Consider the following 14870-nt stretch of genomic DNA (forward strand, 5'->3'; position numbering starts at 1 on the left):
CCATGCGGTTGAGCAACCACATCCGCTGCTGTGCCGGCGACAACGGGATCCGGTGCGGCCGGGGGCGAGCGGTGAGCTCGACCCTCGCCGCACCGGCGTGGGCGGCGAGCCGTTCGGCCAGCGCACGCACCGTCGGCGCCTCGAACACCGTGCGCACCGGGATCCGGGTCGCCGTCCGGGCACCCAGGCGCGCGACGACCTGGGTGGCGATGAGCGAGTTGCCGCCCAGTTCGAAGAAGTCGTCGTCGGCGCCGACCCGCGGCACACCGAGCGCCTCGGCCAGCACCACCGCGACCAGACGCTGCTGCGGCGTGGCCGGTTCACGGTACGGCCGCGCCTGGAACCGCGGTTCCGGCAACGCCTTCCGATCCAGTTTGCCCACCGGGGTGAGCGGGACGTGGTCGAGGACGACGACCGCGGCCGGCACCATATGCGACGGCAGACTGCGCGCGGCGTAGGCGGTCACCTGCTGCGGATCGATCGAACGTCCCTGCACCGCACGCACATACGACACCAGTGCGGTGGCACCGGCCGGTGTCTCGCGGCCCAGGGTGACCGCGAAATCGATGTCGTCGTGACCGGTGAGCACCGCGTCGATCTCGCCGAGTTCGATGCGGAAGCCGCGCACCTTGACCTGGAAGTCGGTGCGGCCCAGATACTCCAGTTCCCACTCCCCCGTGCCGCCGGCGATCCAGCGGACCAGGTCGCCGGTGCGATACATCCGGGTGCCGGGCGCACCCCACGGGCAGGCGACGAAACGGCCGGCGCTCAGTCCCGCCCGGGCGTGGTAACCGCGGGCCAGGGCCTCGCCCACGACGTACAGCTCACCCGCGACACCGGGCGGCACCGGTTGCATCCGCGCGTCGAGCACGAGCGTGGTCGTGCCCGGCACCGGGGTGCCGATGGTGATCGGCACGCCCGCGACCAGAATCGCGTACGCGGAGGAGATGGTGGCCTCGGTCGGGCCGTAGCTGTTGACGAAGCGGCGGCCGGGCTGCCATTTGGCCAGCAGTTCCGGCGTGGTCGCGTCGCCGCCGGCGCCGACGACCTCGAGGTCCGGCAGTCCGGACGGATCCACGGTGGCCAGCATGGCCGGGGTGATCATGGTGTGGGTGACCCGCTCGTCGCGCAGCAGATCGGCGAGTTCCTGTCCGCCCAGCACCGACGGCGGCGCGATGACCAGGGTGGCGCCGCTGCCGAAGGTCAGCAGCCACTCCTCCAGCGACTGATCGAAACTCGGCGAGCAGACGTGCAGGAAGCGGTGCCGCGGTTCCACCCGGCACAGCCGGGTGGCATGGGCCGCGAGATTGGCGACCCGCCGGTGGGTGACCGTCACGCCCTTCGGCAGACCGGTCGAACCCGAGGTGTAGATGGTGTAGGCGGCGTTGTCCGGGCGCAGCGGACGGAGGCGGTCGGCGTCGGTGATCGGATCGGGCGAGCGGCGCGCGCAGGCGGCGCCGGTGGCCTCGTCGTCCAGTGACAACCAGGTGGTGGCCGCGGGCAGATCAGCGGCGAATTCCCTTGTGGTGACACCAATTATGGCGGCGGAGTCGACCACCATGTGCCGCACCCGATCGGGCGGATAGCTCGGATCGACCGGCACGTACGCACCGCCGGCCTTCGCGACCGCCCAGACCGCGGCGATCATCTCGTAGGAGCGCGGCAGCGCGATCGCCACCGACCGCTCCGGCCCGACGCCCGCGTCGATGAGCATGCGGGCCAGCCGCGAGGACTGCCGGTCCAGCTCCCCGTAGGTCACCGATCGGCCGTCGATGCGCACCGCGACCCGGTCGGCACCGTGACGCAGGCCGCGCGTGAAGATCTCCGGCAGCAACCCGTCGGCGAGGACCGGGCCACCGTCCATCCGGGTGAACTGCTGGTACTCCGCCTCCGACAGCAGCGGCAGGCTGCCGACGGTCTGCTCCGGGGTGGCGGCCACGGCCGCGAGCAGTCCGGTGAAGCGCCGGGCGAACGACTCGACCGTGGTGTGGTCGAACAGATCACGCGCGTACGAGAGGTCGGCGAGCAGCCCCTCCCCGGTCTCCTGCACGGTCAGCGACAGGTCGAATTGTTCGGCGTCGAAATCGAAATCGACGGCCTCGACCCGCAGGCCGGGCAATGCGATATCGCGCTGCGGCAGGTTCTGGAAGGTCAGCATCACCTGGAACAGCGGATGGCGTGCCGTGGAGCGCTCCGGATTCACCAGCTCCACCAACCGCTCGAACGGCAGATCGGCGTGCCCGAAGGCCTGCAGGTCGGTATCGCGGGCGGTGCGGAGCAATTCGGCGAAGCTCACCTCGCCCGGCACCCGGGTGCGCAGCACCAGGGTGTTGACGAACATGCCGACCACATCGTCGAGTTCGGCCTCGCCGCGGCCCGCGATGGGGGTGCCGACGGCGACATCGTCGGTACCGGCCATCCGTGCCACGAACAGCGCCCATGCGGCGTGCACGACCATGAACAGCGTCGCGTTGTGGGCGCGGCCCAGTTCGACCAGATCCGCGCGCAGCTGTGCCGAGAGGGGGAACACCACTCGTCCGCCGCGCGCGGACTGCACCGCCGGTCGCGGGCGATCGGCGGGCAGATTCACCTCGTCCGGCATACCGGCCAGCTGCTCACGCCAGTAGCGGGCCTGCGTCGAGATCAGGCTTCGCGCATCGTCTTCCGAGCCGAGCACCTGGCGCTGCCACAGCGCGTAATCCGCGTACTGCACCGGCAGCGGGGACCAGTGCGGAGCCTCGCCCGCGCGGCGGGCGGTGTAGGCGAGCATCACATCGCGGGTCAGCGGCCGCATGGACCAGCCGTCGGCGGCGATGTGATGCACCACGAAGACCAGCACGTGCTCGTCGGCCGAAAGCCGCAGCAGCGCAACGCGGATCGGCACCTCGGCGCTCACATCGAACCCGGCCGCGGCCAGCTCGGCGATGCACGCCGCGACCTCCTCCGCGCCGACCGGCCGCGGCGTGAGATCCGCGCCCACCTGCGCGGTGGGCAGGATGTGCTGCACGACGCCCTCGGCAGTCTGCGGGTAGACGGTACGCAACACCTCGTGCCGGCTCAGCACGTCGAGCACGGCCTGCCGCAGTGCGTCGACCCGCAGCTGTCCGCGCAGCCGCACGGCGGCCGGCACGTTGTAGGCCGCGGATTCCGGTTCGAACTGGTTGAGGAACCACATCCGCTGCTGCGCCAGCGACAGCGGCAGCGCCTCGGGCCGCGGTCCGGCGGTCAGCGCGGTGCGGCCGCCGGAGCCGATGTGGCCGTCCACCCGCACCGCGAGCGCGGCCACCGTCGACGCCTCGAACAGCAGCCGGACCGGAATCCGGGCGTCCAGGGCCGCGCCGAGGCGCGCGGATACCTGGGTTGCCAGCAGCGAATTGCCGCCGAGGGCGAAGAAATCGTCGTCGGCGCCGACCCGGGGTGACCCCAGCACCTCGGCGTAGATGTCGGCGATCGCCTGTTCCACCGGTGTGGCGGGGGCGCGGTAGGCCGTCGCCTCGAAGGCGGGGCGAGGCAGCGCGGCCCGGTCCAGCTTGCCGTTCACCGTCAGCGGCAGCGCGTCGAGGACGACGAACGCCTCGGGCACCATGTACGACGGAAGTGTCTGTGCCAGCGCCCTTTTCACGTCGGCGACGTCGATATCCCCGGCGGACGGGACGAGGTAGGCGACCAGCCGGTCGGCGGTGCGCGGATCGGAGACCGCCAGCACAGCGACCTGGGCGAGCGCCGGCAGCGCGAGCAGCGCCGCCTCGATTTCGCCGAGTTCGATGCGGAAGCCCCGCACCTTCACCTGGAAATCGGTGCGGCCCCGGTATTCGAGTTCGCCGGCGGCGTTCCACGCCACCACGTCGCCGGTGCGATACATGCGCGTTCCGGGTTCGAACGGATCGGCCACGAACCGTTCCGCGGTCAGATCCGCGCGGCCGTGATAGCCGCGAGCCAGCTGCGCACCGGCGAGATACAGCTCACCGGGCACGCCCACCGGCACCGGCAGCAGCCGCGAATCCAGCACGTACACCCGGCTGTTGGCCTCCGGGCGGCCGATCGGGACCGCCACCGTATCGGTGTCGTCGACGGCGTGACTGGTGATCGAGACCGCGGCCTCGGTCGGGCCGTAGAGGTTGTACAGCCGGGCGGAACTGTCGCGGCGCACGCGCTGCGCGGTGGTGGCGGGCAGGGCCTCACCGATGGCGAGGACGCGGCGCAGCGAGGGCGGCAGGCTGCCGCCGGACGCGGTGAGCAGCGCGTCGAGCATCGACGGGACGGCGTGCAGCGTGGTCACCTGTTCGCGCCGCATCAGCTCGTCGAGGTAGGCGGGATCGCGATGGCCGTCCGGTGCGGCGACCACGAGCCTGCCGCCGGAGACGGCGGCGGACCAGAATTCCCAGACCGAGAGGTCGAAGGTGGCGGCGGTCTTCAGCAACACCGCATCGTCGACGCCCAGCCCGAATTCTGCGGTCTTCCAGCGCAATTGGTTGACGATCGCCTCGTGGGAGACGGTGACGCCCTTCGGCCGGCCCGTCGATCCCGAGGTGAAGACGACATAGGCCGGGTGCTGCGGCAGCAGCGGAGCCCGGCGGTCCCGATCGGTCACCGGGGCGGTGGACAGCTCCGGCACGGCGTCGACGTCCACCACGCGCACCGTCTCGTCCGGCAGCGTCGGCGCGATATCCGAGGTGGTCAGCACACACAGCGGAGCGGCGGTCGAGAGGATGTAGCCGACGCGTTCGGCCGGTTGATCCGGATCGACCGGCACATACGCGCCACCGGCGACGGTGACCGCGTACATGGCGGCGATCAGCTCCCGGGATCGGCGCAGGGCCAGCGCCACGCGCGTCTCCGGTCCGACGCCCAGCGCGATGAGATGCCGGGCGAGCCGACCGACCTGCGCCGAGAGCTCGGCGTAGCTCACCGGTTCACCGATACCGTCGCGATCGATGATCAGCGCCGGCGCGGTGCCGGCCGCTGCCACCGTCGCGTTCCACAGCGCGGGAAGCGTTGTCGCGCAACCTGGTACGGCAGTGTCGTTCCAGGTTCGCAGAATCCGCACCCGCTCCTGCGGTGCGAGCAGATCCACCGAGCCGACGGCCCGGGCCGGATCGGCACATACGGCGTCCAGCAGCCGCAGCAGCCGCTCGCCGAACCCGGCCACGGTGGGGGCGTCGAAGAGTGCGGTGGCGTAGGTGAGCGAGGCGGCCATGCCGAGCGGCGCACCGGACGCGTCGTAGCGGTCGGTGATCACCAGATGCAGGTCGAACTGCGAGACGGCGGTGTCGAAATCCGCCGCGCTCACCGTCAATCCGTCCAGCGCGAACTCCGCGGCGGCCTGGTTGTGGAAGGAGAAGCCGACCTGGAACAGCGGATGCCGGGCGGTCGACCGGGCCGGGTTCAGCACCTCGACCAACCGCTCGAACGGGATGTCGGCATGGGAGAAAGCGGCCAGATCGCCGTCGCGCACACCCGCGAGCAGTGCGGAGAAGCCGGCGCCCGGATCGACCTCGGTGCGCAACACCAGGGTGTTGACGAACATGCCGACCAACTCGTCGAGCGCCCGGTCGCCGCGGCCCGCGATGGGCGTGCCGATCGCGATATCCGTCGCGGCGGCCAGCCGCGACAACAGGGTCGCGAAGGCGGCGTGCATCACCATGAACAGCGTCGCGCCGTGGGTGCGGCCGATCTCGATCAGGCGGGTGTGTGTCGCCGCGTCGACGGCGAAGTCCACGGTGCCGCCGGCGGTGGAGACCGTCGCCGGACGCGGCCGATCGGTGGGCAGCGCCAGCTGGTCGGGCAACCCCGCCAGCGCGCGCGTCCAGTAGCCGATCTGCCGGGCGGCCGGCGATTCCGGATCGTCCTCGGAGCCGAGCACCTCCCGCTGCCAGAGCGCGAAGTCGGCGTACTGGACGGGCAGCGGCGTCCAGCCGGGCGCGGTCCCCGTGCGGCGGGCGGCGTAGGCGGTCATCACGTCCCGGGCCAGCGGGACCAGCGAGGAACCGTCGGCGGCGATGTGATGGACGGCCACGACGAGCACGTACTCGCCGGTCGGTGCGTCGGTGACGACGAACAGCCGGGCCCGCAGCGGCACCGCGGCCGTCACATCGAACGGCTCGGTGACGAACCGCGATACCGCGTCGAGCATGTCGGCGCCGGCCAGCGGCACCGGCGTCAACCGCGGCGCCGAGGCGTCGGCGACGGGCAGGATCACCTGCACCGGCCCGGCCTCGGTCTGCGGATACACCGTGCGCAACACCTCGTGCCGGGCCACCACATCGGCGAATGCGGCGTTCAGCGCGGCCACGTCGAGCTCGCCGCGCAACCGCATGGCCAGCGGGATCGTGTACGCGGCGGAATGTTCGTCCATACGGTTGAGCAGCCACATGCGCTGCTGCGCGAGCGACAGCGGCACCGGACCGTCGACAGCGCGCGGGGTCAGCGCCACCCGGGCCGGCGCGCCCTCCGGCGCCGCGGCGGCGGACGCCAGCCCGGCCACCGTGGGCTGTTCGAAGACAGCACGCACCGGCACCGTCGTGTCGAACGCCGCGCCGAGCCGCGCCGCCAATCGGGTTGCCGTGAGCGAGTTTCCGCCGAGAGCGAAGAAGTCGTCGTCCAGGCCGACGCGGCGGGATTCGGCGAGGCCCAGCACCCCGGCCACGATCTCGGCGACCGTGGATTCGGCGGCGGTGCGCGGGGCACGGAATTCGGCGACCCGGAAAACCGGCTCCGGCAGTGCCTTTCGGTCCAGTTTGCCGGTCGGCGTCAGCGGAATCCGGTCGATGACCATGATCGCGGCCGGCACCATATACGCGGTGAGACTGCGGGAGGCATGGGCCACCAGTTCGTCGACGTCGACGGTGTGCCCGGGTGCGGGGACCACGTAGGCGACCAGCGACGTCTCCCCCGCGGCATCGAGATGGCCCAGGGTGGCCACGAATTCGACCGACTCGTGCGCACCGAGCACCGCGTCGATCTCGCCCAGTTCGATGCGCAGACCGCGGACCTTCACCTGGTGATCCGACCGGCCCACATATTCGACGACGTAGTCCTCGCCGCGCACGACCCAGCGCACCAGATCGCCGGTGCGGTAGAGCCGCTCGCCCGGCGCGCCGTGCGGATCGGCGACGAAACGTTCGGCCGTCAGCGCCGCCCGCGCGTGGTAGCCGCGCGCCAGGCCCGGGCCGCGCAGATACAGCTCACCGGTGACGCCGGCCGGCACCGGGCGCAGCCGCCCGTCGAGCACCACCGCCGCCATCCCGGCGATCGGAGCGCCCATATCCAGCGGGTCGCCCGGACGCTTCACCGCGCTCACGGTCGCGAAGACGGTGGTTTCGGTCGGGCCGTAGGTGTTGTGGAATTCGCGGTCCGCGGCCCAGCGGGCCATCAGGTCCGGACCGTAGGCCTCACCGCCGACCGTCAGCCGCCGCAGCCGCGGCAGTGCGGCGGGGTCGAGGGTCCGCAGGACGGCGGGGGTGATGAAGGCATGCGAAACTCGTTGCGCTGCCATCAATTCCGTCAGCTCGTCGCCACCGTAGACGCCGACCGGCGCGATGACGGCGGTCGCCGAGCCCGCGAAGGCCATCAGCAGTTCCAGCATCGAGGCGTCGAAGCTCGGGGAGGAGGCGTGCAGGACCCGCGCGCCCGAGTCGATCCGATAGTGCCGGCGATGCGCGGCCACGATGGCCCCGATACCGCCGTGCGTCACCACGACGCCCTTCGGCTTCCCGGTCGTGCCGGAGGTGTAGATCATCCACGCCGGATTCTGCAACCGGACCGGGCGCAGCAGTTCGTGCGCCGCGATCGGCTCCGCGGAGGTAGTGCGCAGGCGCGCGGCGATATCCGGCGCGTCGATGGTGATCGCGCGCACCGTGCCGGGCAGGGCCGCGGCGTCGGCGACGGTCGTGATGCCCACGGCCGCACCGGAATCGGCGAGCATATGCGCGATCCGTTCGGGCGGATAGTCCGGATCGACCGGCAGGAAGGCGGCTCCCGCCTTCGCCACCGCCCACCAGGCCACCACCCACCGCACCGAGCGGGTGATCGCGATCGCGACGAAATCCTCGGCGCCGACACCGGATTCGATCAGAACGCGCGCCAACCGGCTGGACTCGGCGTCCAGTTCCGCATAGCTCACCTCCCGGCCGTCGCCGCACAGCGCGGTACCGGTGGGGTTGCGCCGGGCCGCCTCGGCCAGGAACTCCGCCAGGGTGCGGGCGGCGACGAACGGTGTGGGGCGGGCGTCGAGCAGGGCCGCGTGCTCGGACGGGGACAGCAGGTCGATGTCGCCGACGGCGCGCTGCGGTTCGGCGACGGCCGCACCGATCACCCGGCCCAGCCGCCGCAGCAGTCCCGCCGCGGTGGCCGGGTCGTACAGATCGGTGGCGTAGGTGAGTTCGAGCGGCAGATGCCCGTCGGCGTCGAGTTCGTCCGACACGGTGAACTGCAGGTCGAATTTGGCCACCGGGCGGTCGAATTCGACCGGTTCGAGGATCAACCCCGGTACGGCATGGGTCTGCGAGCCGAGGTTGAGATAGCTCAGCGACACCGTGAACAGCGGGTTGCGGTCGGCCGTGCGCGTCACGCCCAGGGCGTCGACCACGCGATCGAAAGGCAGTGCCGCATGGGCGAATGCGGCCAGATCGACGGTCCGCGTGTGGTCGAGTACCGCATCGAAGCTGTCGGTGCTCCGGGGCCTCGTCCGCAACGTCAGGGTGTTGACGAACATGCCGACCAGCTCGTCCAGTGCGCTGGCGCCGCGTCCGGCGACGGGAGTGCCGACGGCGATGTCGTCACCACCGGACAGCCGGCCCAGCAGCACGGTCAGGGCCGCGTGCCAGACCATGAACGGGGTCGCGCCGTGCGCCTTGGCGAGGCGGTGGACCGCACCGGCGACGGCGCCGTCGATGCGTCCGCGCACGACCGCACCCCGGCGCGAGGCCACCGGCGGGCGCGGCCGATCGGCGGGCAGGGCGAGTTCGTCCGGCAGATCCGCCAGCGTGCGGGTCCAGAAGTCCAGGTGTTCGGCCTCGGCGGCGCCCAGCGACTCCTGTTGCCACAGTGCGTAATCCGCATACTGCACGGGCAGTTCGGGCCAGTTCGGCGCGGTCCGGGTCCGACGGGCCAGATAGGCGGCGATCAGATCCCGCAGCAGCGGATTCAGCGAATAGCCGTCGGCGGCGATGTGGTGGACGACCACCACGAAGACGTGGCTGGTCTCGGATTCCCGGATGAGCAGGGCCCGCACCGGCGGTGCGGCGGTCACGTCGAAACCGCGTCCGGCGAAGTCGGCGATGGACTGTGCCGCGACGCCGGAGCGGGTCTCGAATTCGATGGGCGCCCGATCGGGCGGCAGGACCACCTGGCAGCCCGTGCCCTCGGCATCGAGCGGATAGTAGGTGCGCAGCGCCTCGTGGCGGGTGACCACATCGGTGAAGGCGGCGTGCATGGTCGCCTCGTCCAGATCGCCGAGGACGCGGACCGCGACCGCGATGTTGTCGGCCGCCGTATCCGGGGCCAGGCGGTTGAGGAACCACATGCCCTGCTGCACCGGCGCCAGCGGAACGACGCCGGGGCGTTCGGCGGCGATCGGGCCGAGCAGATCCGTTGCGGCGCCGTCGGTATCGGCGATCATGGCGGCGGCCAGACCGGCGACGGTCGGGTGTTCGAACAGCATGCGGACCGGAATGCGGCGGCCGTGGCGCTCACCCAGCCGGGCCAGCACCCGGGTCGCGACGAGCGAATTGCCGCCGAGGGCGAAGAAGTCGTCGTCGGCGCCGGCCCGTTCGATGCCGAGTACCTGCGCGAACGTCTCGGCGACGAGCCGCTCGGCCGGGGTGCTCGGCTCACGGTATTCGTCACCGCCGAAGACCGCCGCGACCCGCGGATCACCGGCGTCGGGCAATGCCCCGCGATCGAGCTTGCCGGAGGCGTTGAGCGGGAACGCGTCCAGGACGACCACGGCCGAGGGGACCATATATCCGGGCAGCTGGGCGACGGCCGCGTCGCGCGCCCGGTCACCCAGGGCGGGGCCGGCGGATCCGTCGCCGGCCGGGGTGACGAAACCGATGAGGTGGTCGCCGCCCGGAGCCGCCACGATCCGCACGGCGGCCGCGGCGACGCCGGGCACCGCCGCGAGGACCGCCTCGATCTCACCGAGTTCGATGCGCTGGCCGCGGAATTTCACCTGGAAGTCGGTGCGGCCGAGGTAGATCAGCTCGGGTGTGTCACCGCTGACGTCCCAGCGCACCAGATCACCGGTGCGGTACATACGAGATCCGTGCTCGGGAGTGCCCCCATCGAATCCAGCGAACGGGTCGGCCACGAACCGGTCGGCGGTGAGGTCGGCGCGGCCGTAGTAGCCGCGCGCCAGCTGGGTACCGGCCAGGTACAACTCGCCCGCGACACCGGGCGGGGTCGGCTGCAGCCGTGAATCCAGCACGTAGACGCGGCTGTTCCATTCGGGCCGGCCGATCGGCAGGGCCGGACGATCGGTCACCCCGGTGACATCGCGGTAGGTGATGGAGACGGCCGCCTCGGTGGGCCCGTACAGGTTGTGCAGCCGCGCCGGGCTGATCGCACCGAACGCCCGCACCGTCTCGGCGGGCAGCGCCTCACCGATGACGAACACCTGCCGCAGTGACCGCACCTGCGCCGGGGGGACCTGGGCGGCGAAGACGCTGAGCATCGACGGCACGAAATCGGTGACGGTGACGCCGTATTCGGCGATGGTGTCGGCGAGATAGGCCGGATCGCGGTGGCCGTCCGGGGCGGCCAGCACCAGGGTGGCGCCGATCCGCAACGGCAGGAAGTAGCCCCACAAAGAGACGTCGAAGGTCGTCGCGGTCTTCTGCAGGTACACATCCGCGGCGGTGAGCCGGTATTCGGCCTGCATCCACGTCATCTGATTGACGATCGCGGCGTGGGTGATGGTGACGCCCTTGGGTTTTCCGGTGGAACCGGAGGTGAAGAGCACGTAGGCCGGATGGTTCGCGTACATCGGGCTGTGGCGTTCGTTCACCGCGATCGGATCGTCGCGGTAGGCGTCGAGCGCGACGGTGTCGACCGCGACGGTCGAGCCCTCGAAGTCCACCTCGGCGCCGGTGGTGGTGAGCAGCACCGCGGGCCGGGCCGTATCCAGGATGTGGGCGACGCGCTGGGCGGGATGGTCGGGATCGATCGGGACGTACGCCCCGCCGGCCTTGAGCACGGCGTACATCGCCACGACCAACGCCGGTGAGCGCCGGATCGACAGGGCGACCAGTGATTCCGGTCCCACCCCGGTGGCGATGAGGTGGCGCGCGAGACGGTTGCTGCGGCTGTCGAGTTCGCCGTATGTGAGGACGGCCGGCGCCGAACCGTCGTCCGGGACGTAGCGCACGGCGGGCAGCTGCGGTGCGGTCGCCGCCTGTGCTTCGAATTCGTCGAGCAGCAGTTCCGCTCCGAAACCGATATGCGCCGAATCGTTCCACTCGGTGAGGACGCGTTCGCGCTCACCTGCGGCGAACAGGTCGATATCGCCGACGACGCGCTGTGGATCGGCGATCACCGACTCGATCACCCGCAGGAACCGCGCGGCCAGGCTCTCGACCGTCGCGGCATCGAAAAGCTCTGTCGCATAGGTGAACCCGAGCTCCCGTTCGGTGACGGTGACCTGCAGGTCGAACGGATTCACCGCGGTGTCGAGGCGCACCTCACCGACGCTCAGCTCACCCAGTTCGACCGTCACCGGGTTCAGGTTCTGGAAGAACAACGCCACCTGGAACAGCGGATGGTGGGCTTGCGAACGCGGCGGGTCGAGCACCTCGACCAGCCGTTCGAACGGGATGTCGGCGTGGGCGAAGGCGGCGAGATCCTCCTCGCGCACCTGCCGCAGCACGGCCGAGAACGGCTGCGCCGGCCGGATCTCGGCTCGCAGTACGAGGGTGTTGACGAACATGCCGACCAGATCGTCGAGGACCGCCGCACCGCGCCCGGCGACCGGTGCGCCGATGGCGATATCGCCGGTGCCCGACATCCGGGCGAGCAGTACCGCGAGCGCGGCGTGCACCACCATGAACGGCGTGCTCTCGTAGCGTCCGGCCAGTTCGTCCAGGCCGGTTCGCAGCCGCGCGTCGAAGTCGACGGTCACCGTGGCCGCGGTGTGACCGGCAACCGCCGGGCGCGGCCGGTCCGTGGTCAGGTCCAGCCGGGCCGGGAGGCCGCGCAACCGGTCGCGCCAGAACCGCAGTTGGCGGGCGGCCGAGGAGCCGGGGTCGGATTCCGCGCCGAGCACCTCGCGCTGCCACAGCGCGTAGTCGGCGTACTGGATCGCCAGCTCCTGCCACTGCGGGGCGGTCCCGGTGCTGCGGGCCGCGTACGCCGTGGCGATATCGCGGGCCAGCGGTCCCATCGAGAAGCCGTCCGCGGCGATGTGGTGCACGACGAGTACCAGAACGTGTTCGGGCGCACTGCTTTCCGATCGCACGGGCAGCAGGCCCACGCGCAGCGGAACCTCGGTGGTCACATCGAACGGTTCGGCGACGAATGTGCCGATGGCCGTGGCGATGTCGTCCCCGTGCAGCCGCGACAGCACCGGTACGTGGTCGGCGGGCCGGATCTGCTGATAGCCGATGCCGCCGATATCCGGATACACCGTGCGCAGCGTTTCGTGCCGCGCGACGATATCGGCGAGCGCGGATTCCAGGGCCGCCGTATCCAGCGCACCGGTGAGGCGCAGCGCGACGGGGATGTTGTGCACACTCTGGCCGGGGTCGAACCGGTTGAGGAACCACATGCGCTGCTGCGCCGGCGAGAGCGGCACCAGATCCGGGCGCGGGCGCGCGATCAGCGGCACGGCGGCGCCGCGGCCCGCGAATTCCGCTGCGCGGGCGGCCAATTCACCGACGGACGGTGCGTCGAAGATCAGGCGCACGGGCAGTTCGGCATCGAGTTCGGCGCCCAGTCTGGCCGCGACCCGGGTGGCGGTCAGCGAATTGCCGCCGAGGGCGAAGAAGTCGTCGTCGAGTCCGACGCGGTCCAGCCCGAGCAGCTCCGCGTAGACGGCGGCGACGGCGAGTTCGGCCCGCGTACCGGGTGCGCGGAAGGCTTGTGCGCGGAAAGCGGGTTCCGGCAGAGCTTTTCGATCCAGCTTGCCCGACGCGTTGAGTGGCAGCGCGTCCATGGTCATGATCACCGCGGGGACCATGTATTCGGGCAGCCGCCGGGCACAGTCGGCACGCAGCCGGTCGGCGTCGAGGTCACGGCCGGATGCGGCGACCACGTAGGCGACGATCCGATCGCCGGTGTCGCGGTCGTCGCGCACCACGGCCACCGCCTGGGCGACGCCCTCGGATTCACGCAGGGCACTGTCGATTTCGCCGAGTTCGATGCGCAGGCCGCGCAGCTTCACCTGGAAATCGGCGCGGCCCACGTATTCCAGTTCGCCCGTGGCCTGCCAGCGCGCGATATCGCCGGTGCGATACATGCGTTCGCCGGCGCGGAAGGGGTCGGCGACGAAGCGGTCCGCGGTGAGGTCGGGGCGGGCGATATATCCTTCGGCCAATTGTGCTCCGGCGAGGTACAACTCGCCCGCCACGCCGACGGGTACCGGCCGCAATGTCGAATCGAGCACGTAGACACGGGTATTGGCCACCGGACGGCCGATCGGCACCGTCACGGTGTCGGCATCGGTCACCTCGTGGAAGGTGACATCCACCGCGGCCTCGGTCGGACCGTACAAATTGTGCAACGGCGCACCACCCAGCCCACGCCAACGCGCCGCCGTATCCACCGCCAACGCCTCACCCGAGGTGAACACACGGCGCAGGCTCGCGGGAGCCATCGTGGAGCCATCGGCCAGCGCGTCGACGAAGACGTCCAGCATCGAGGGCACGAAGTGCGCGGTCGTGATCGTCTCCGCGCTAATCAGGTGTGCGAGGTAGGCCGGGTCGCGATGCCCGTCCGGACGCGCCACCACCAACCGCGCACCCACCTGCAACGGCCAGAAGAACTCCCACACCGACACATCGAACGTCGCCGGAGTCTTCTGCAACACCACATCATCCGAACTCAACCCATACTCGGACTGCATCCACACCAGACGATTCACAATCGCCCCGTGACTCACCGCCACACCCTTCGGACGACCCGTCGAACCCGACGTGAAAATCACATACGCCACATGCTCCGCCCGCAGACTGCCCAGCCGATCCACAGTCGTCAGCGGACCGTCGGCATAGCCGGACACGTCCAGCCGATCGAGGTCGAGCACGGGCGGCGCCGACTCCGCCCGCACCGGCGCATCGGTGGTGGCGAGCACACAGGCCGGTCGCGCGGTCTCCAGGACGTAGCGGATGCGTTCGGCGGGATGGTCGGGGTCCAGCGGCACATATCCGGCTCCCGCGGCGACGGTCGCGTACATGCCGACCACGAGTTCCAGCGAACGGCGCATATGCAGTGCCACCAGGGATCCGGGGCCCACGCCCTGTGCGATCAGGTGGCGGGCGAGCCGGTTCACGCGAGCGCCGAATTCGGCATAGGTCAGCGTCGTCTCCGCGTAGGTGATCGCGGGGGCCTTGGGCGTGCGCGCGGCCTGGACGTCGAACAGCACGGGAAGAGTCGCGGTGCGGTCGATTTCGGTGGCGGTCGCATTCCAGATGTCGAGGACCTGCAACCGTTCGGACAGTTCCAGCAGGTCGATGTCCCGGATGCGGACGTCGGGGTTCGCGGTCACCGCGGTGAGCACGCGCAGCAGGCGGCGCCCGAGGGCGGAGACCGTCGACACGTCGAACAGATCGGTGGCGTATCGCAGCACCGCCTGCAGTTCGCGCCCCTGCGGACCGTCGATCTCGGCGAGCGACAGCGCGAGATCGAATTGCGCCACCGGATTGGCGAGCGGGTAATCC

General features: G+C 70.9%; 1 protein-coding gene. It reads right to left on the reverse strand.

Annotated features, from left to right (window positions below):
- The coding region (locus ON23_RS24335; protein ID WP_039781030.1) for a non-ribosomal peptide synthetase at nt 1–14870 on the reverse strand (14870 nt) is incomplete at both ends.

Source organism: Nocardia cerradoensis NBRC 101014 (assembly GCF_000308535.1).
In the GTDB taxonomy this organism is placed as follows: Bacteria; Actinomycetota; Actinomycetes; order Mycobacteriales; family Mycobacteriaceae; genus Nocardia; species Nocardia cerradoensis.